Source organism: Streptomyces sp. NPDC002817, assembly GCF_053592055.1.
The window spans coordinates 82,555-98,613 of the sequence record NZ_JBSFUY010000011.1 but is presented as its reverse complement, the minus strand read 5'-3'; the positions used below and the strand labels follow the sequence as shown (position 1 = coordinate 98,613).

At 71.1% G+C, this 16,059-nt stretch carries 15 protein-coding genes and 2 pseudogenes; 10 read left to right on the top strand and 7 right to left on the bottom strand.

Annotated elements, in window-relative coordinates; all coding sequences use genetic code 11:
- Positions 1-20: 20 nt before the first annotated feature.
- Positions 21-338 carry a hypothetical protein gene (locus ACWD3I_RS22230; protein ID WP_365413825.1) on the top strand — a complete coding sequence of 106 codons (318 nt, stop codon included), beginning with the start codon at positions 21-23 and terminating at the stop codon, positions 336-338.
- On the opposite strand, the gene ACWD3I_RS22225 is transcribed toward ACWD3I_RS22230, so the two are convergent.
- Genes ACWD3I_RS22225 through ACWD3I_RS22210 form a run of 4 tightly spaced genes read right to left on the bottom strand, consistent with a single transcriptional unit; the run spans position 308 to position 4,354 of the window.
- Positions 308-1,162: an ABC transporter ATP-binding protein gene (locus ACWD3I_RS22225; RefSeq protein WP_365413827.1), complete on the bottom strand. Its 855-nt coding sequence runs from the start codon at positions 1,160-1,162 to the stop codon at positions 308-310. The two genes, ACWD3I_RS22230 and ACWD3I_RS22225, sit on opposite strands and share 31 nt — an antisense overlap.
- Before the next feature lie 3 nt (positions 1,163-1,165).
- Positions 1,166-2,218 (bottom strand): FecCD family ABC transporter permease, encoded by a 1,053-nt coding sequence (locus tag ACWD3I_RS22220; protein ID WP_365413829.1) that lies wholly within the window; start codon positions 2,216-2,218, stop codon positions 1,166-1,168.
- Positions 2,219-2,222: 4 nt separating this feature from the next.
- Positions 2,223-3,248 (bottom strand): FecCD family ABC transporter permease, encoded by a 1,026-nt coding sequence (locus tag ACWD3I_RS22215; RefSeq protein WP_365413831.1) that lies wholly within the window; start codon positions 3,246-3,248, stop codon positions 2,223-2,225.
- A 38-nt stretch (positions 3,249-3,286) separates the two neighbouring features.
- Positions 3,287-4,354, bottom strand: a complete 1,068-nt coding sequence (locus ACWD3I_RS22210) for an iron-siderophore ABC transporter substrate-binding protein (protein ID WP_451084143.1) — start codon at positions 4,352-4,354, stop codon at positions 3,287-3,289.
- Between the two features lie 387 nt (positions 4,355-4,741).
- Between ACWD3I_RS22210 and ACWD3I_RS22205 the strand changes: the two are divergent.
- A pseudogene (locus ACWD3I_RS22205) lies at positions 4,742-4,891 on the top strand (4-hydroxy-2-oxovalerate aldolase); the annotation flags it as partial.
- Here ACWD3I_RS22205 and ACWD3I_RS22200 read toward each other — a convergent pair.
- Positions 4,891-4,987 (bottom strand): annotated as a pseudogene (locus ACWD3I_RS22200) (TetR/AcrR family transcriptional regulator); the annotation flags it as partial. The pseudogenes ACWD3I_RS22205 and ACWD3I_RS22200 sit on opposite strands and share 1 nt — an antisense overlap.
- A 41-nt stretch (positions 4,988-5,028) precedes the next feature.
- Positions 5,029-7,119 (bottom strand): ATP-binding SpoIIE family protein phosphatase, encoded by a 2,091-nt coding sequence (locus ACWD3I_RS22195; protein ID WP_365401916.1) that lies wholly within the window; start codon positions 7,117-7,119, stop codon positions 5,029-5,031.
- Between the two features lie 355 nt (positions 7,120-7,474).
- Between ACWD3I_RS22195 and ACWD3I_RS22190 the strand changes: the two genes are divergently transcribed.
- On the top strand, positions 7,475-7,792 hold the full coding sequence (locus ACWD3I_RS22190; protein WP_365401745.1) for a hypothetical protein: 318 nt from the start codon (positions 7,475-7,477) through the stop codon (positions 7,790-7,792).
- A gap of 87 nt (positions 7,793-7,879) precedes the next feature.
- The gene (locus ACWD3I_RS22185) at positions 7,880-8,419 is read left to right on the top strand and encodes a DUF2269 domain-containing protein (RefSeq protein WP_266896025.1); all 540 of its coding nucleotides are present in this window, start codon (positions 7,880-7,882) and stop codon (positions 8,417-8,419) included.
- Here the strand turns inward: ACWD3I_RS22185 and ACWD3I_RS22180 are convergent.
- Positions 8,361-9,071, bottom strand: a complete 711-nt coding sequence (locus ACWD3I_RS22180; RefSeq protein ID WP_365401748.1) for a FadR/GntR family transcriptional regulator — start codon at positions 9,069-9,071, stop codon at positions 8,361-8,363. The genes ACWD3I_RS22185 and ACWD3I_RS22180 overlap by 59 nt on opposite strands.
- Positions 9,072-9,360: 289 nt before the next feature.
- Here ACWD3I_RS22180 and ACWD3I_RS22175 point away from each other — a divergent pair, with 289 nt between their 5' ends.
- The 6 genes from ACWD3I_RS22175 to ACWD3I_RS22150 are packed head-to-tail and all read left to right on the top strand — an operon-like array spanning position 9,361 to position 15,991.
- Positions 9,361-10,257, top strand: coding sequence for a proline iminopeptidase-family hydrolase (locus ACWD3I_RS22175; RefSeq protein WP_365401751.1), 897 nt, complete (start codon positions 9,361-9,363; stop codon positions 10,255-10,257).
- A gap of 18 nt (positions 10,258-10,275) precedes the next feature.
- The gene (locus ACWD3I_RS22170; RefSeq protein ID WP_365401754.1) at positions 10,276-12,012 is read left to right on the top strand and encodes an ABC transporter substrate-binding protein; all 1,737 of its coding nucleotides are present in this window, start codon (positions 10,276-10,278) and stop codon (positions 12,010-12,012) included.
- Complete coding sequence (locus tag ACWD3I_RS22165) at positions 12,000-13,025, top strand: ABC transporter permease (protein WP_365401757.1); 1,026 nt, start codon at positions 12,000-12,002, stop codon at positions 13,023-13,025. The genes ACWD3I_RS22170 and ACWD3I_RS22165 overlap by 13 nt, the downstream gene beginning before the upstream one ends.
- Before the next feature lie 5 nt (positions 13,026-13,030).
- Complete coding sequence (locus ACWD3I_RS22160) at positions 13,031-13,999, top strand: ABC transporter permease (RefSeq protein WP_365401760.1); 969 nt, start codon at positions 13,031-13,033, stop codon at positions 13,997-13,999.
- Positions 13,992-15,008 carry an ABC transporter ATP-binding protein gene (locus ACWD3I_RS22155; RefSeq protein ID WP_365401763.1) on the top strand — a complete coding sequence of 339 codons (1,017 nt, stop codon included), beginning with the start codon at positions 13,992-13,994 and terminating at the stop codon, positions 15,006-15,008. Before ACWD3I_RS22160 ends, ACWD3I_RS22155 begins: the two co-directional genes overlap by 8 nt.
- A complete protein-coding gene (locus ACWD3I_RS22150; RefSeq protein ID WP_451084152.1) occupies positions 15,002-15,991 on the top strand; it encodes an ABC transporter ATP-binding protein in 990 nt (329 codons plus the stop codon). Before ACWD3I_RS22155 ends, ACWD3I_RS22150 begins: the two co-directional genes overlap by 7 nt.
- The last annotated feature ends 68 nt before the right edge of the window (positions 15,992-16,059 follow it).

The window sequence follows — 16,059 nt, the reverse complement described above, 5'->3', positions numbered from 1 at the left end:
AGATCAGGAGGTGCCCGGCCATGAGCGGTCCGCCGCCGGAACTGATCGGAACATGGGTACACGCGTACGAGGAGGACTCCCCCGGCGTCACGGTGTACCGCCCGGCGGGCTATCCGCTGCCGCCCGCACGCGGTCGCCGTGGGCTGGAGTTCGCCGCGGACGGCACCTTCACGGACCGCCCTCTCGGCCGCGCCGACGCACCCGGGCGGCGCACCGGCCGCTGGGCGACGGCGGACGCGCAGGGGCGTCGGCTCGCGCTCAGCGTCCCCGGCGCGGACCGCCAGTTGGAGGTTCTGTACGTCGACGATCAGGTGCTCAAGGTGCGGGCCCCCGACTGATCGACACCTTCGTGGTGCCGTCCGATCGGGACGACCATCGGGGTCCTGCTGACCGGATCCTCGCCCACGACACAGCGCAGCCCGAAGACGTCCTCCACCGTCGCGGCCGTGACGACCTCGGCGGGAACACCCTCGCCGACGATCCGGCCGGCCTTCATGGCGATCACGTGATCGGCGTACCGGCAGGCCTGGTTGAGGTCGTGCAGCACCATGACGACCGTGCGGCCCTGCTGCCGGTTGAGGTCGGTGATCAGGTCCAGGACGTCGATCTGGTGGGCCAGGTCGAGATATGTCGTCGGCTCGTCCAGCAGCATCACCGGGGTGCCCTGGGCGACGGCCATGGCGATCCAGGCGCGTTGGCGCTGTCCGCCGGAGAGTTCGTCGACGGCCCGGTGGGCGAGGTCGGTCATGGCGGTGGCCCGCAGCGCCTCCCGCACGGCCTCCTCGTCGGCGGACGACCACTGCCGCCACCACGTCTGGTGCGGTGAACGGCCGCGCCCCACCAGATCGATGACGGTCAGTCCCTCGGGGGCGAGAGGCGACTGCGGAAGGATGCCGAGCTGTTGGGCGAGGACCCTGGTCGGCATCGAGTGCACCGAGCGGCCGTCCAGGTGGACGGCGCCCGCCTTGGGGGTCAGCAGCCGGGCCAGCGCGCGCAGGAGGGTGGACTTGCCGCAGGCGTTCGCGCCGACGATCGCCGTGATACGCCCGGTGGGGATCACCACGTCGAGGTCCTCGACGACCACCCGGTCGTCGTACGCGAGGCGCAGCCCTTCGGCCCGCAACTCGGGCCCCGCGGAAGAAGCTTCACGCTTGGATGACACGGGTCAGCCTCCTGAGCCGGCGCGGTTGGCGCGGACGAGCAGCCACAGCAGCACGGGCGCGCCGAGCACGCCGGTGACGATCCCGACGGGAAGCTCGGTGTCCGGGATCAGCTTGCGTGCGGCGAGATCGGATACGAGGACCATGACGGCGCCGGTCAGCCCGGCGGCCACGGGTGGGGGGAACGCGGTGCCCACCAGCCGCTGGGCCACCTGCGGGGCGGCGAGCGCCACGAACGCGACGGGACCGGCGGCCGCGGTGCCGAAGGCGACCAGGCCGACCGCCACGAGGAGCACGGCCACCCGTACGGTCTGCACCCGTGTCCCCAGGCCCCGGGCGACGTCGTCGCCGAGTTGCAGCATCCGCAGCTGCCGTCCCAGCAGCAGAGCGGCGGGGACCAGTACCGCCACGGCCGTCGCGAGCGGGCCGATCTGGTCCCAGGTACGGCCGTTGAGGTTGCCGACGAGCCAGCCGAGTGCCGCCTGCGCCTGGAACCGCTGGCCGCGGGCCATGAGGTAGTCGGTGGCGCTGGTGCAGATCCAGGCGACGCCGATCCCGACGAGGACGATGCGGTAGCCGGTCGCGCCCCGCTTCCACGCCAGCGCGTACACGAGCGCGGCGGCGGACAACGCGCCGATCAGGCCGAGGGACTGGGTGCTCAGTCCCGCGTCCCAGCCGAGTACGATCCCGGCGACCACCGCGGTGCCGGCGCCCTGCGTGATGCCCATCATGTCGGGGCTGGCCAGCGGATTGAGGGTCAGCGTCTGGAGGAGGGCGCCGGAGACGCCGAAGGCGATGCCGACGAGGAGTCCCGCCAGCGCGCGTGGCAGGCGAAGTTCGTGGACGATGAGCTGCGTGCCGGGGTCGCCGGCGCCGAACAGGGCCTGGAGCACGTCGGTGAGCGGGAGGGGGATGTCCCCGACCGAGACCTCGACGCAGAACGCCAGGAAGGCGGCGGCCGCGAGTCCCGCGCACCCGCCGAGCAGCCGGGGGTTCAGTACACCGGAGACGGGCGGGGTGGTGAACCGGTAGGTCAGGCGGTCGAGTTGGGCCGTCATGGACTCACACCTCCGCGAGGCGTCGGCGCCGGACCAGCGCGATGAAGAACGGCCCGCCGATGAAGGCGACAAGGACCCCGGCCTGGATCTCGACGGGCCGGTCGATGAGGCGTCCGGCGATGTCGGCGGCCAGGAGCAGACAGGGGGCGAGGATGGCCGACAGGGGCAGCAGCCAGCGGTGGTCGGGGCCGAGGCCGGCGTGCTGGGCCAGGACGCGGGCTATGTGCGGCACGACCAGGCCGACGAAGACGACGGGTCCGATGACCGCGACGGCGCCTCCGGTGAGCAGCGTGACGGCCACCACGCCCTGGGTGCGGACCAGTCCGATCCTGAGCCCCAGGGACTTCGCCACGTCGTCGCCGAGCGCCAGGCGGTTCAGCGCGGGGGCGCAGGCCAGGGCGAGGACGGCGCCGACGGCGAGGAACGGCAGGACCCGCAGGAGGACTTGGGTGTCCTGGTCGGCCAGCGAACCCGCCGACCAGAACCGGTAGCGGTTCAGGGCGTCCGGGTCGGTCAGGGCGACAGCGCTGGTCAGCGAGAACAGCAGCGAGGTCACCGCGACGCCGGCGAGGGCGAGTTTGACCGGCGTGCTGCCCGACCGGCCCAGTCCGCCCAGGACCTGGACGAGGACACTGGCGACGAAAGCGCCGGCGAAGGCGAACCAGATGTAGCCGTAGGCGGATCCGATGCCCAGGACACCGACGGAGACGACCACGGCGAAGGCGGCGCCCGCGCTGACGCCCAGGATGCCCGGGTCCGCCAACGGGTTGCGGGTCAGCGCCTGCATCAGCGCGCCCGACAGGCCCAGTGCGGCGCCGGTCGCCAGACCGAGGGCGGTGCGGGGCAGTCGTACGGACCAGATGACGTTGTCTGTGCGGGCGTTGGGCGCGTTGCCTAGCAGCGTGTCCCAGACCTGGCCGGGCGGGACGCTCAGCGCGCCGAACGTCATCGACAGGGCGCACAGCAGCACGAGCACTGCGGCGGACAGGGCGAGCAGGAGGGCGGCGCGCGGGCCCTTCGGCACGCGCACCGCCGGGGCCCCGGCTCCTCTCGGGATGCGGGCTGCTCTCAAGATGCGGGCTGCTCCACCTTCGTGGCGGGCTTGCCGTCGACGGCGGCGGCCAGTTGCGGCACGAGCCGTTCGACGACGTACGGCAGGCTGAGGGCGGAGACGAAGGACGTGGCGTTGCCGTAGTCGCTCGTCTCGTGGACGAAGACCTCGCGACCCTGGGTCGCGACCTTCAAGTCCCCGTAGGAGGCGTCGCCGTGGAGTTTCGCGGCGTCCTTCGTGACATCGCCGACGATCCAGACGACGGCGTCCTGGTCGAGGAGGTCGGTGCGCTCCTTGCTGATGTTCGCGCCGAACTGGTCGCCGATTGCTTTGTCGAGGTCCTTGGGGAGGGTGAAGCCGAGGTCGGTGAGGAGACGCGAGCGCGGGTCCTGGCTGCCGAAGACGAACATGCCCTCGTACGGGGTCGCCATCACCGCGCTCGCCCCCTTGAACTCGGGGTGCTCCGCCGCGGCGGCGGTGATCTTCGCCTCGGTGTCCTTCACGACCGTGGCGGCCTGGTCGGACCTGCCGAGCGCCTGGCCGACCTTCTGGGTGAGTTCCTGCCAGGGGATGCCGTAGTCGTTGTACTCCTTCGGCTGGGCGACGACCGGGGCGAACTTGGACAGGGACTCGTACTGGTCCTTGGTGAGTCCGCCGTAGAGGGCGAGGATCAGGTCCGGCCGCAGTGCGGCGATCTTCTCCACCTGGGGTCCGGTGCCGGTGTCCTTGAGCACGGTCGGCGCTTCGGCGCTGCCGAGCTTGTCCTGTGCCCAGGGGCCGATGGCTCCCTTGTAGCCGCCGAGCCATTCGGTGGTGCCGACGGGGACCTTGCCGAGGGCGAGGACCGCGTCCTGGTCGGTGAGGCCGACGGTGACGATCCGCTTCGGCTCGGACTTGATCGTCGTACTGCCGTACTTGTGCGCGATGGTGACCGGGAAGGCCGACCCGCCGGCGGCGCCCGGCTTCGCGTCGGCCGCGGGTGCGCCGGAGTCCGAGTCGCCGCCGCAGGCGGTGGCCGCGCCGAGGAGCAGCACGGCGGAGGCGAGCGCGGAGATCAACCGCGCTGCTCTTCGGGAGGGGCGCATGGGCATTCCTTCGCTTCGGGGCCGACCGGCCTCAGAAAAACTTAGGTAAGGCTAACTATCCCCTTGTGTTCCGGCTAGTCCTGCGCTGTGACATCCCCGTGGCGATCAACCGTCGCTGTAGCCGCGCCCTCCTCGCCGAGCGGGGCATCGCCGAGGCGAGCGGCCGCGCGTTTGCCCGACTGGAGTCCCGAGGCGGCTCCGGAACCGATGGATCCGCTGGGCACGGCCAGGGCGATCGTCTCGGTGGTCCACGCCCGGCGTTGACCGAGCCGGGGGCCGACGGGGTCGCCCTCCCTGTGGCAGGTGCTGAACGAGCACGCGGCCGTGGTGTTCGCGCACCCGGCCGACCTTCCCGCGCCGCCGGTCGAGGGCATCCCGCCGTTCGCCGTACACCCGCTCCAGGACCGTGAGGTGCGGGTGGACCGCGAGACGCTCAACCTCGGCTACGCGGGCGGGTACTCCAGCTTCCCGCGCCACGCGGAGAGCGCGGCCGCCCGCCACGGCCTCGACACCCGCGGCATCCTGGTCGAGGTCGGCGGCAAGGCCGAGTTCCTGGCGGGCCGCGGCCAGGATGCGCGCCCGGTTGGACCGCGCGTTGCGTCGCTGCGGCACGCGGGCCACGGGCTTGGTCACGGGGCACTACCTCGGTGGAGCGATGCGGGACGGACGGGCGTTCATTCCGGCACGGTGACCTTCAGCAACGTCTGGAGCGCCTCGTCGGACTCGTTGAGCTCGGCCCAGACCGTCTTGCCGTGGGAGGCGTGGCGGGTGCCCCAGTGCTCGGCGAGTTGGGCGACCAGGAACAGTCCGCGGCCGCCCTCGTCGTAGGTGCGGGCCCGGCGCAGATGCGGGGTGGTGCCGCCGGCGTCGGAGACCTCGCACAGCAGGCCCCGGTCGTGGATGAGGCGCAGCTGGATGGGGGGCCGGCCATAGCGGATGGCGTTGGTGACCAGTTCGCTGACGACCAGTTCGGTGGTGAAGTCGAGCTCCTCCAGGCCCCAGATCCGCAGTTGCCGGGCGACGTCCGCGCGGGCCCGGCCGACGGCGGCGGGGTCGGCCTCCAGATCCCAGGTGGCGACCTGACGGACGCCCAGGGCGTGGGTGCGGGCGAGGAGAAGGGCTACGTCGTCGTCCGGGCGAGTCGGCAGCAGGGCCTCCAGGACGGTGTCGCAGGTGGCCTCCAGGGAGGGGCCGGCCCGGGCGAGGGCGCCGCGCAGCAGGTCGAGGCCCGCCTCGACGTCGTGGTCGCGGGCCTCGATCAGTCCGTCGGTGTAGAGGGCGAGGAGGCTGCCCTCGGCCAGGTCGACCTCCGCCGCCTCGAAGGGCAGGCCGCCCAGACCCAGCGGCGGGCCCGGCGGCAGGTCGAGGAGGTCGACGGTGCCGTCGCGGGTCACCAGGACGGGCAGCACATGGCCCGCGCGGGCCAGGGTGCAGCGCCGGGAGACGGGGTCGTAGACGGCGTAGAGGCAGGTTGCGCCGATGTCTCCGGCAGGCTCGCCGTCCGGGTCTCCGGCGGCCTCGGCGGCTTCGGCGGCCAGGCGGATGACGATGTCGTCGAGGTGCGTGAGGAGTTCGTCGGGTGGCAGGTCGAAGTCGGCGAGGGTGCGTACGGCGGTGCGCAGCCGGCCCATGGTGGCGGCGGCGTGGATGCCGTGGCCGACGACGTCGCCCACCACGAGGGCGACCCGGGCGCCGGACAGCGGGATGACGTCGTACCAGTCGCCGCCCACGCCGACCCGGTCGCCGGCGGGCAGATAGCGGCAGGCGACCTCTACGGCGGACTGCTGCGGCATGTGTTGCTGGAGCAGGCTGCGCTGGAGGGTCAGGGCGGTGGCGCGGGCGTGGGTGTAGCGGCGGGCGTTGTCGACGGCGACCGCGGCCCGCGCGGCGATCTCCTGGGCGAGCAGCAGGTCCTCGTCGTCGTAGGGGTCGGCGGAGCGGTCGCGGACGAACTGGGCCACGCCGAGGGTCATGCCGCGGGCGCGCAGCGGCACGACCAGGGTCGAACGGTCCCGGGAGGGCTCTCCGGTGGCCAGGGCCCGGGCCGGTGGCGATCCGTCCGGGCAGGTGTGGAGCCGCGGTTCCTCCGCGGGCGGTCGCTGGGCGATCCGGCGCAGGACGGGCGGGTCCGCCGTCGGGACGTCGTGTCCGTGCAGGGCGGAGTCGAGCAGGTCCACGGTCACGCGGTCGGCGAAGTGCTCGACGGCGAGGTCGGCCAGTTCCTGGGTGGTGCGGGTGATGTCCAGTGTGGTCCCGATGCGCAGGCCCGCCTCATTGACCAGGGAGAGCCGTGCCCGCAGCCGGTGTTCCCGCTCCTCCTGGTAGGCCAGGACGCCGTACTCGGACGTGCGGTCCACATAGCCGGTCGCCGTCGCCAGCAGTTCGCGGGTCGCGGCGCTGAGCAGTTCGGCGTCGTCGGTGAGCCGCGGCAGCTCCTGGAGCAGTCGGTCCAGGACGACGCCCTGCCCGAGGCGGAAGGCCCGCAGCAGCGTGCTGACGGGGATGCCGAGCCGGGCGAGCCGGCGGGCCCGTTCGATCTCCGCGGTCGGCGGTTCGATGCGGCTCGGCTCGACTCCGTGCTCCAGGCCGTCCAGTACGGCGACGACATGGTGGGCGATGTTCGCCGAGGCCATGCCCTCGGGGTCGTCCCACAGCTCGGGGACCTCGCCGCGCAGACACTCCTCGACGTCGCGGATCAGCCCGTCCGCCGCCCGGCTCAGTGCGTGCGCGGCCCGGGACACGAGACGGTCCGCGGTGACGTCCACACTTACGACGGTACGCCGCTCGTCGTCGTGTGCGGGCCTCTTCCGGGTCGGAGTGCGGGATTCCGTGATAGGGACTCTGCAGCTGTGGCGATCGACAGGTGGGGGCACCGTGTTCGGCAGGGTTTCGGCGGCTGTGGTGATGGTCTGCGTACTGGCGCTGGCGGGCTGCACTTTCGAGGGCAGCGGGAGTACGGCTGCCGAGGCGACGGAGACCGAGGCGAGCGCCGCGTCCACGCCCGCCCCGTCGTCCGAGCCGGCCTCCGCGTCCCCGAGCACGAGTCCGAGCGTGCGTCCGGGTGCGAGCCCGTCCCCGACGCCGGTGCCCGTCAGGAGTCCGGGGCAGACGCTGGTGTCCATGAACATCAGCGGCGGCTACGCCGGGGTCGGCCAGTCGGTGGTCCTGCGGGGCGACGGCACCGTGCACGCCAGGGACGACCGCAAGGGCTCGGTGGTACGCCGGACTACCGCCGCCGAGTTCAAAGAGCTGCGCCTGCTCCTCGGCGATCCGGCGCTGGACGACGTGTCGGACTTCACGATGAACATGAGCGCCGCGGACATGTTCCAGTACGAAGTCCGCTTCGACGGCCGTACGGTCCACACGGACCGCTCCGCCGAGCAGCCGCCCCTCGACGCGCTCATCAGCGCCCTGAGCGCGTATCTGCCGAAGGGCTGAGCGTCGGTTCCGTACTCCGAGGCAAGTACGCGTGGTTACTCCCGCCGTCAGACGCCCCGGGAGCCCCGGCCCGGCACCGTGGGCCGGGTGAAGCTGATTCGTCCCGCTCGCCGGGCCTCCCTCGTCGTCCATGTCACCGCCTCCGCCGGCTGGCTCGGGCTCACCCTCGGGCTGCTGGCGCTGGGGATCACCGCGACCACCACCGGGTCGGCGGTGACCGTCGAAGCCTCCGTCCGGACCATGAAGCTGTTCGCGGACTGGCTACTGCTCCCGCTGGCGTTCCTCACGCTCCTCAGCGGCCTGTTGCTCTCGCTGGGCACACAGTGGGGTCTGGCGCGGCATCGCTGGGTCTGGACGAAGTTCTGGCTGACCCTCGCCACGACCACCGCCACGGTCTTCGCGCTGCGGCCCGGGGTGAACTCCGCGGTCGCGGCCGTCGCCGCGGGCGGACCGCTGCCCGACGCCGGCGACGTGCTGTTCGGGCCGATCGTGTCCCTGTCCGCCTACGTCTTCATGACGGTGATCTCGGTCCTCAAGCCCTGGGGCCTCACGCGTCGGGGCCGCAGACTCAGGGCGACTCCCCGGCCCGCACCCGCGCCAGCACGTCTCGAATCATCTCGGCGCTGATCATGAAGTGCTCGCGGGCGATCTCCGCCGCCCGCTCCGGCTCCCCGGCCGCAATGGCCTCGTACAGGGCCGTGTGCCCCTCGCCGGCCCGGTGGTGGTGGGACCGCTCGCCCTTGCCCCAGGGTTCGATCGGGAAGCCGAGGCTGATCCGGGTGAGCAGGTCTCGGCTGAGCAGGGCGATCTGCGGATTGCGGGTGGCCGCGCAGATCGCCTGATGGAACGCGCTGTCGGCGGCCTGCTCCGCACGGGGGGTGCGGGCCGCCAGGTGCGCGGCCAGCGCCTCCCGCATCGGTTCCAGATCCTCGGGGCGCCGGCGCCGTGCGGCCGTCGCGGCCACCATCCCCTCCACCAGCCCGCGCAGATCGAAGAGTTGCTCGAACTCCTCCCACCGGGGCAGCAGCGTACGGCGGACGGCGGCGCCGGAGGACTCGGACCAGCTGTCACGGACGAAGGCTCCCCCGTTGCGGCCCCGGCGGATCTCGATGACGCCGAGTGCCTGGAGTCGTGCGACGGCCTCGCGCACGGTGGGCCGGCTGACGTGCAGCAGCGTGGTGAGCTCGCGCTCGGCGGGCAGCCGTTCGCCCGGCAGGAAGTCGCCGACGGCGATCGCGGTGAGCAGCCGGTCGGAGACCTCGTCGACCGCCGAGGCCACGCGTATCGGGCGCAGTGCCGACGACGCGTTGCCGCCGAGCAGTACCCGGTCGAGGACCCGGGAGAACTCGTCCCCCGGCTCAGGTGCGGATGTCAGTTGCCCTCCTCCGGATCGCCGTTTCTGTTAACGCGTGAGGCCCACGTGAATGCGTCGTTACGTCTTCCCCAGGCGCCGCTAAAAGGTCTTGTGCGCTGACCTTTTGCCCAATGACTATCTCACTCATCCCCGTCACACCCAACGAGTTTCAGACAGCGGCCGGCGCTTTCCGGCCGGTCTGGGAGGCCTCACCGTGGCGATCCCCGAACCGAACCACACCGGCACCGTCGACTTCAACGGCTGGTCCACCTGGTACCGGATCACGGGCGAGTCGGGCAGGACACCCCTGGTGGTCCTGCACGGCGGACCCGGCGCCGGTCACGACTACACGCTCAGCATCGCGAACATCGCCCAGCAGGGCCGCCCCGTGGTGCACTACGACCAACTCGGCACCGGACGCTCCACCCACCTGCCCGACAAGGGCGCCGGCTTCTGGACCGTTCAGCTCTTCCTCGACGAACTCGACCACCTCCTCGATGAGTTGGGCATCGCCGACGGCTACCACGTTCTCGGCCAGTCGTGGGGCGGCATGCTCGCCGCCGAGCACGCCGTACGGCGGCCGCCAGGGCTGCGCGGCCTGGTCATCGCCAACTCCCCCGCGTCCATGCAGCTGTGGCTCCAGGGGGCTGCCGAACTGCGCGCCGGGCTTCCGGCCGAGGTCCAGCAGACCCTGCTCACCCATGAGGCGGCCGGGACCACGGACCACCCCGACTACCGGGCTGCCGAGCAGGTCTTCAACGACCGCCATGTGTGCCGACTGTCTCCCAACCCGCCCGAAGTGCAGGCCACTTGGGACAACATCGCGGCCGACCCGACCGTCTACCACACGATGAACGGGCCGAACGAGTTCCATGTCGTCGGAACCCTCAAGGACTGGTCCGTCATCGACCGGCTCCCCCTGATCGAGGCACCGACCCTGCTGGTGTCCGGACGGTACGACGAGGCGACCCCGGAAACCGTCAAGCCCTTCGCCGACCACATTCCCGACGTGCGCTGGCACATGTTCGAGCACTCCAGCCATATGCCGCACGTCGAGGAGGAGGAGCTCTACCTCCGGGTCGTCGGCGAGTTCCTCGACTCCACCGACTGATCCCGGGAGTTGCCCGCCATGACCCCACCCGTGACCCGTATCGCCAGACGAGGCGCGCTGGCCGCCGCCACCGTCGCCCTCACGCTCACCGCCGCCGCCTGTTCGTCCTCCGACTCGGGCTCCTCCTCCGACCCGAGCTCCTCGTCGTCCGGCTCCGGCACCTCCGCCTTCCAGCCGCAGCACCAGGGCGGCACCCTGAAGCTCGTCGCCCACGCGGCCGCGGGCACCCTCGACCCGCAGGTCAACTACACGCTCCAGTACTGGCAGCTGTACCAGTCCATGTACGACGGGCTGCTCGCGTTCAAGAAGGTCGGCGGGCAGCAGTCGTTCACCGTCGTCCCCGACCTGGCCACATCGATGCCGAAGGTGACCAACAACGGCAGGACCTACACCTTCACGCTCCGCAAGGGCATCTCCTTCTCCAACGGAAAGGCGGTGACCACGGACGACGTGGTGGCGTCCTTCCGGCGCATCTTCAAGGTCTCCAGCCCCACCGCCGGCACCTTCTACAACGGCATCGTCGGAGCCGACGCCTGTCTGGTGAAGCCCGCCTCCTGCACGCTGGACAAGGGCGTCGTCGGGGACCCGAAGAGCAACACGGTCACCATCAACCTCACCGCGGCGGACCCCGAGTTCGCGTACAAGCTGGCCGTGCCGCACGCCGTGGTCGTACCGAAGGACTCGCCCACCAAGGACTCCGGCACCAAGCCGCTGCCGACGACCGGCCCGTACATGGCCGCCTCGTACGACCCGAACCGGGCGCTGAAGCTGGTGCGCAACCCGCACTTCACGGAGTGGTCGCGGGAGGCGGAGCCGCAGGGCTATCCGGACGTCATCGACTACACCTTCGGGCAGACCGTGGAGTCCGAGGTCACCGCCGTCCAGAACGGCCAGGCGGACTGGATGTACGACCCGCCGCCCGCCGACCGGCTCAACGAGATCGGCACCAAGTACGCCTCCCAGGCCCGTGTGAACCCGCTGACCGCGTTCTGGTACGCGACGCTGAACGTCAACATGGCGCCGTTCAATAACAAGTTGGCGCGTCAGGCGATCAACTACGCCGTGGACCGTTCCGCCATCGTCCGACTGTACGGCGGCACCAACCTCGCCTCCCCCGCGTGCACGATCCTGCCGCCGGGCTTCCCCGGACACGTCGACTCCTGCGACTACACCAAGGGCGGCGGCACCACCTGGAAGGCCGCTGACCTGGCCAAGGCCAAGGCCCTGGTGAAGAAGTCGGGTACGGCCGGTCAGGAGGTCGGCATCGTCGTTCAGGACGACGACGTCAACAAGTCGATCGGGCAGTACCTGCAGAGCCTGCTCACCCAGCTCGGCTACAAGGCGACGCTCAAGCCGCTGTCGGCGAACATCCAGTTCACCTACATCCAGAACACCAAGAACAAGGTGCAGTTGGCGCTGACGTCCTGGTACCAGGACTATCCGGCGGCCTCGGACTTCCTCAACGTGCTGCTGTCCTGCGCCAGTTACCACCCGGGCAGCGACTCCAGCATCAACATCTCCGGGTTCTGCGACAAGGGCATCGACGCCAAGATGCGGACGGCGCTGAAGGCGGCCCAGAGCGACCCGCGGGGCGCGGACAAGCAGTGGGGCGCGATCGACCAGGCGATCATGGCCGAGTCCCCGGTGGTGCCGCTGATCAACCCGAAGATCGTCGACTTCACGTCGACCAGGGTCGGCAACTACCAGTTCAGCAAGCAGTTCTACATGCTGGTGGGGCAGTTGTGGGTCAAGTGATCCCGCCCCCGTCGCTCGGGACCCGGCGCTCGCCGGGTCCCTGGCGGACGGCCGCCGCCGATCTGCTGCGCAACGGGCCGGCGCTGGCCGCCGCGGCGGTCCTGCTGCTGGTCGTGCTGGCGAGCCTGTGCGCCCCGCTCTACGCGGACCACATCGCCCACACCGACCCGTTCCAGTCCCATGTCTCCGGCACCACTCTCGTCGACGGAAGGACCGTGCCGGTGCTCACCCCGAGCAGCACCGGCCTCGGCCTCGGTGTCACCCCGATCGGCCCGACCTGGGACCCCGCCCACTACTTCCTGGGCGCCGACAACCAGGGCCGTGACGTCATGGCCCGGCTGCTGTACGGGGGCCGGACGAGCCTGTTCATCGGCGTCACCGCGGCCGTGTTCACCTGCGCGCTGGGGACGGCCGTCGGAGTCGTCGCCGGGTACGCGGGCGGTGTCGTGGACTCGGTCATCTCCCGGATCCTGGACGTCATCTGGGCGTTCCCGGTGTATCTGCTGGCCATCTGTCTGTCGGTGGTCCTGCTCACCAACGGACTGGAACTGGGCCCGATCACGCTCGAGGCGGGAAGCCTCTGGCTGCCCGTGACGATCATCGCGGCCATCTATGTGCCGTACGTCGCCCGCCCGTTGCGCGGCCAGGTCCTGGTGCTGCGGAACAAGGAGTTCATCCACGCGGCCGTCGGCTCGGGTGCCCCCACGCTGCGCATCCTGCGCCGCGAGGTGCTGCCGAACGTCGTGCCCACGGCGATCGTCTTCGTCCCGCTGATGACCGCGCTGGCCATGCTCACCGAGTCGGCCCTGTCCTTCCTGTCCGTCGGGGTGCAGCCGCCCGACGCCAGCTGGGGCACGATCATCCAGGACGGACTCGGACTCCTCTACACCCGGCCGACCGTGACGATCGCCCCGGGCCTGCTGATCGCCCTGACCACGGCAGCGCTCAACGTCCTCGGCGACGGTGTACGCGACGCCCTCGACCCGGGCGCCCGGCTGCGCGGAGGGGTGTGACCGCCATGCTGAAGTTCGCCCTCAAGCGCTTCGCCTCTGCGCTCCTGGTGATGTTCGCGATCAGTGTGCTGGTGTTCCTGATCTTCTTCGCCACCCCGGGAGTCGACCCGGCCGCCCGTATCGCGGGCCGCAACGCCGACCCGGCCACCCTCGCCCAGGTCCGCCACTCCTTCGGCCTCGACCGGCCGCTGCCGATCCGCTATCTGCTGATGATGCGCCACCTGCTGATCGACCGGGACCTGGAGTCCTTCGTCAACCGCGGCTCCCGGGTCATCCCGCAGATCGTGCAGGCGACCCCGGTGACCCTGTCGCTGGTGATCGGCGCCGCGCTGATCTGGATGACGGCCGGCATCCTCATGGGCACGGCCGCGGCGACCTTGCGAGGCAAGGCCGCCGACCCCCTGATCATGCTGGTCGGGGTCGTCGGCGTCTCGCTCCCGGCCTACTGGCTCGGCGAGGTCGTCAACCTCATCACCCAGAAGCAGCTGCACGACTCGGTGTTCTCCTGGGTGCCACCACCCGGATACGTCGATCTCGGCCACGATCCCGGCCAGTGGGCTCTGCACCTGCTCTTTCCCTGGCTGACCCTGGCCCTGCTGTACGCCGGGATCTACGCTCGTCTGCTGCGCGGCGAGGTCGTCAGCGCCCTCGGTGAGGACTACGTCCGCACGGCCCGCGCCAAGGGGCTCTCCGAGCGCCGGATCCTCGTCCGCCACGCCCTGCGCTGCTCGCTCATCCCGATCGTGTCGCTGTTCGGCCTGGACTTCGGCGCCCTCGTGGGCGGTGCCGCACTGCTCACCGAGGTGGTCTTCGGTCTGCCCGGCATCGGCAAGCTCACCTATGACGCCCTGCAGAACCTGGACCTGCCCGTGATCATGGGCACCGTTCTGTACGCGGCGTTCTTCGTGGTCCTCGCCAACGCCCTGGTGGACATCCTGTACGCACGACTCGACCCGAGGGCCCGCCATGCCTGAACCTCTCCTGGACGTACGGGATCTGCGGGTCTCCTTCCGCACCCGCTCCGGCCCGGTCACGGCCGTCGACGGGCTCTCCTTCTCGGTCGCCCCCGGCGAAGTCCTGGGCGTGGTGGGCGAGTCGGGCTCCGGCAAGAGCGTGTCCATGCTGGCCGTGCTGCGGCTGCTGACCAACCCGAACGTGACGGTGACCGGCGAAGTCCGCTTCCGTGGGCACGACTTGCTCACCCTGCCCGACAAGGAGATGCGTGCGGTGCGCGGCCGGGAGATCGCGATGGTCTTCCAGGATCCGATGACCGCGCTGACGCCCGTCTACACCGTGGGCTGGCAGATCGCCGAGCAGATCCGGGCGCATGAGCAGGTGTCCCGCAAGGAGGCACGGGCCCGCGCCGTCCAGTTGCTCTCCGACGTCGGCATCCCCGACGCCGCCTCGCGGGTGCGCGCCTATCCGCACGAGTTCTCCGGCGGTATGCGCCAGCGCGCGGTCATCGCGATGGCGCTCTCGTGCAGTCCCGCTCTGCTGATCGCCGACGAGCCGACCACGGCGCTGGACGTCACGGTGCAGGCCCAGATCCTGGACCTGATGCGCGAGTTGAACACCGGCGGATCGGCGGTGGTGCTCATCACGCACGACATGGGTGTGGTCTCGCAGATCGCCGACCGGGTCCTGGTCATGTACGGCGGCCGGGCAGCGGAGGAAGGTCCGCGCCGGGCGGTCTTCCACGGTCCCCGGCACCCGTACACCTGGGGGCTTCTCGACTCGGTGCCCCGCGTCGGTGGACCCCGGCTGCGGCGGCTGCCCACGATCGCGGGCATGCCGGTGTCGCCCGGTGCCGTCCCGGAGGGGTGCGCCTTCGCGCCGCGCTGCCGATTGCGGCACGAGCGGTGCGAGGAGCGGCCCGCGCTGGCGGGCGACACCCATCGCGACGCGTGCTGGCTGCCGCCGGACGGCCGGGAGTCACTGCGACTGACGACAAGAACCGGCATCGACACGGAGGCGGCATCGTGACCGCACAGGACATCGCGGGGACGGGTGACGTCCTGTTGCGCGCCAAGGACGTCACCAAGCACTACCCGCTGGGCCGCAAGGTGCTGCGTGCCGTCGACGGCGTGTCCCTGGAGGTGCGCACCGGGGAAACCCTCGGCGTCGTCGGCGAGTCGGGCTGCGGCAAGTCCACCCTGGGCCGCTGTCTGGTCCGGCTCACCGAACTCACGGGCGGGCAGGTCGAGTTCGACGGGCAGGACATCTCACGCCTGTCCGCACGCAGGCTGCGTCCCGTGCGCCCGGGCATGCAGCTGGTCTTCCAGGACCCGCAGGCCTCGCTCAACCCCCGCCGCCGCGCCGGGGACATCGTGGCCGAGCCGCTGCTCGTGCACCGCTACGGCGACGCGGCCGCGGTCCGCCGCCGGGTCGCCGAGCTCTTCGACGTCGTAGGGCTGACGGGGACGCATCTGGACCGGTATCCGCACGAGTTCTCCGGCGGCCAGCGGCAACGCATCGGTATCGCCCGGGCGTTGGCCACCGAACCGAAGCTGATCGTCGCCGACGAGCCGGTGTCCGCGCTGGACGTGTCGATCCAGGCGCAGGTGCTGAACCTCTTCGCCGATCTCCAGGAGGAGTTCGCGCTCACCTACGTCTTCATCGCGCACGACCTCGGTGTGGTCCGGCATGTGTCGGACCGGATCGCCGTCATGTATCTGGGTGAGATCGTCGAACTGGCCGGGACGGAGGAGCTGTACGAGTCCCCGGCCCACCCCTACACACAGGCGCTGCTGTCGGCGGTCCCGGACATCGACGACGGCACCGACGCGCCGGTCCGGGAGCACATCGTCCTCACCGGCGAGGTGCCCAACCCGGTGGACAAGCCGACGGGCTGCCCGTTCCGCACCCGCTGCCTGTACGCCCGCGAGCGCTGCGCCGAGGAACGCCCCCGGCTCACGGCGACACCTTCGGGCCGGCTTACCGCCTGCCACTACCCACTGACGGAATGAGTCCCTCAACTCCCTTTGCCGGGACGGGCATTGACGGTGGAGGCAATCCGCGTAACCGTGTGGGTTCC

Bases quoted from the DNA above. Each gene is read 5' to 3' on its own strand.
- ACWD3I_RS22230 (WP_365413825.1), top strand. From the start codon at position 21: ATGAGCGGTCCGCCGCCGGAACTGATCGGAACATGGGTACACGCGTAC.
- ACWD3I_RS22155 (WP_365401763.1), top strand. From the start codon at position 13,992: ATGCCTGAACCTCTCCTGGACGTACGGGATCTGCGGGTCTCCTTCCGC.
- ACWD3I_RS22220 (WP_365413829.1), bottom strand. From the start codon at position 2,218: ATGACGGCCCAACTCGACCGCCTGACCTACCGGTTCACCACCCCGCCC.
- ACWD3I_RS22210 (WP_451084143.1), bottom strand. From the start codon at position 4,354: ATGCGCCCCTCCCGAAGAGCAGCGCGGTTGATCTCCGCGCTCGCCTCC.
- ACWD3I_RS22170 (WP_365401754.1), top strand. From the start codon at position 10,276: ATGACCCCACCCGTGACCCGTATCGCCAGACGAGGCGCGCTGGCCGCC.
- ACWD3I_RS22160 (WP_365401760.1), top strand. From the start codon at position 13,031: ATGCTGAAGTTCGCCCTCAAGCGCTTCGCCTCTGCGCTCCTGGTGATG.
- ACWD3I_RS22190 (WP_365401745.1), top strand. From the start codon at position 7,475: ATGAACATCAGCGGCGGCTACGCCGGGGTCGGCCAGTCGGTGGTCCTG.